Origin of the sequence: Megamonas sp. Calf98-2 (genome assembly GCF_900110235.1) — a bacterium.
GTDB lineage: Bacteria > Bacillota > Negativicutes > Selenomonadales > Selenomonadaceae > Megamonas > Megamonas funiformis.
In genome coordinates this window covers 1-1,885 of sequence record NZ_FOCY01000062.1, presented here as the reverse complement: position 1 = coordinate 1,885, position 1,885 = coordinate 1, and the positions used below count along the sequence as shown (strand labels likewise).

Genomic DNA, 1,885 nt, shown 5'->3' with positions numbered 1-1,885 from the left:
AAAGATAAAACTAAAAGGACTTAGTCCTGTAGAATACAGAATTAAGTTTCAATTAGTAGCCTAATTAATATGTCCAATATTTTGGGTGCACATCAAAATTAGTAGTAAGTCTTTTTTGTTAGTTGAAGTCATGGAAGGACATGGAAATATATCCTAAATGAAAAATGATAGTTAATATTAAAATGATATTTAAAGTACAAATAAAGAAATTCAATTTTCTGTTAGGTATTAGTTGAGATAAAGCATTTTTAAATTGATTTATTAGCTAACAATTGAAAGCAAAGAATAATATAAAAAGAGGATGGGATTTAAAAGAATATAAAGCACTTAATAATAGACAAGATAAAGTAATGAAGTTAATACTATAAATCACTACATTGATAAAAGTAATTAATCTATTTTTAGTTATATCCTCCGTCAAATTATCTAATAGAATTTAATTTATTTACAATACTATTACCATTTTCTCCATATTCAACAACCATTATTGCTTGATTACCCATATAAATTGTATTTCCACTTAAATAAGCTTCAGGTGGATTTTTAGGATGATTATGATAAACTGCTGCCAAATTACCAGCAATTAGATATGCTCTTTCTTGACTGCTCATATCATTTGCAGGGATAGGTGTTATAAAATCATGACGATTTACACTAATTGTGCCAGTTTTACTATCAACCTTTACTTTATTATTACTATAGTCAGTGAGTTTATCAGAATAATTATCACGGCGTGATTGATGACTTGGATGGTCAGAAGGTGAGAATAATTCACCTACGAAATTAGTTTTGGACTCGCCCATTTTATCGATAAAACGTTGCCAAGTAGCAGCACCAGCACCGATATTATAACCAGCGCTTGTTGCATAATTAAAAGCAATATCGTCAGCATCTTGTTCTTGAACTTTAGTTATACCTTTAGCAATCATATTATTTTGCAGGACATTTGCACCAATTATAGATATAATATTAGGATTTTGAGAAGCATAAAGATTAGTCAATAATTGTACAGAAAAACTTTTCTTGGCAGAGCTTTGAACATGTTCTTCTTCACCATGAGCTAATTCATGAGCAATAACAATGGCAAGTTCATCTTCATTATTATTGAGCAATTTAAACATACCAGTATTTACACTTAAATTATGCCCTACAGTGCAAAAGGCATTATATTCTTCACTTGGATTAATGAAATAATTATAAGGTTTATCTTTAATAGAAGGGTCCGTTAAGGAGATGGCATAAGTCAAACGATTCATGATATTGTCTAATAAAGTATTGTAATAAGGGTCAGTATTTTCTCCCAATTCACTTTTCATTTGATTAAAATATTCATGACGACCATCACTATCTAGATAATTGAGCTGTTTTTCTAATTGCTGATATTGAATACCAGTGATAGCCACAGCGCCAATAGCATTGCCCCAGTTGAAGGCATACGCAGATTGATTAGGCAAAATAGTATAAGAAATTGAAAAACCTAAAGATAAAGCAATACCTGTTGATAATAGTTTTTTGTATGTTTTTCTTAACATAAATAGCCCTTCTTTCTTTATATATAGTATATTTTTATTATAATCTATATATATCTACAAGAGAAATTAAAATTATATTAATTTTTTATAAAAAAATATAAAAAAAGGTGTTGACATTTAGGTTGAGTTTAATATATAATAATCAACGTTGTCGATGAGCAACAAACAAAATAAAGAGTTTTGAAAACAACAAAACAAACAAAATAAAAAAGTTTGAAAAAAGTTGTTGACAAAACAAAAAACGTAAGATATAATATTTAAAGTCAGCTCGAGAGAGTAAGACAAAAGATGTTCTTTGAAAACTAAACAATGCACATATGTTTTCTAACATAAACGAATGTGCGGTATCTGCT

The 1,885-nt window shown here is 28.5% G+C and carries 1 protein-coding gene; it reads right to left on the bottom strand.

All coding sequences use genetic code 11. The features are described from left to right. Positions 1–422 precede the first annotated feature (422 nt). Positions 423–1,532, bottom strand: coding sequence for a M48 family metallopeptidase (locus BMX03_RS10985; RefSeq protein WP_091695426.1), 1,110 nt, complete (start codon positions 1,530–1,532; stop codon positions 423–425). Positions 1,533–1,885 lie beyond the last annotated feature (353 nt).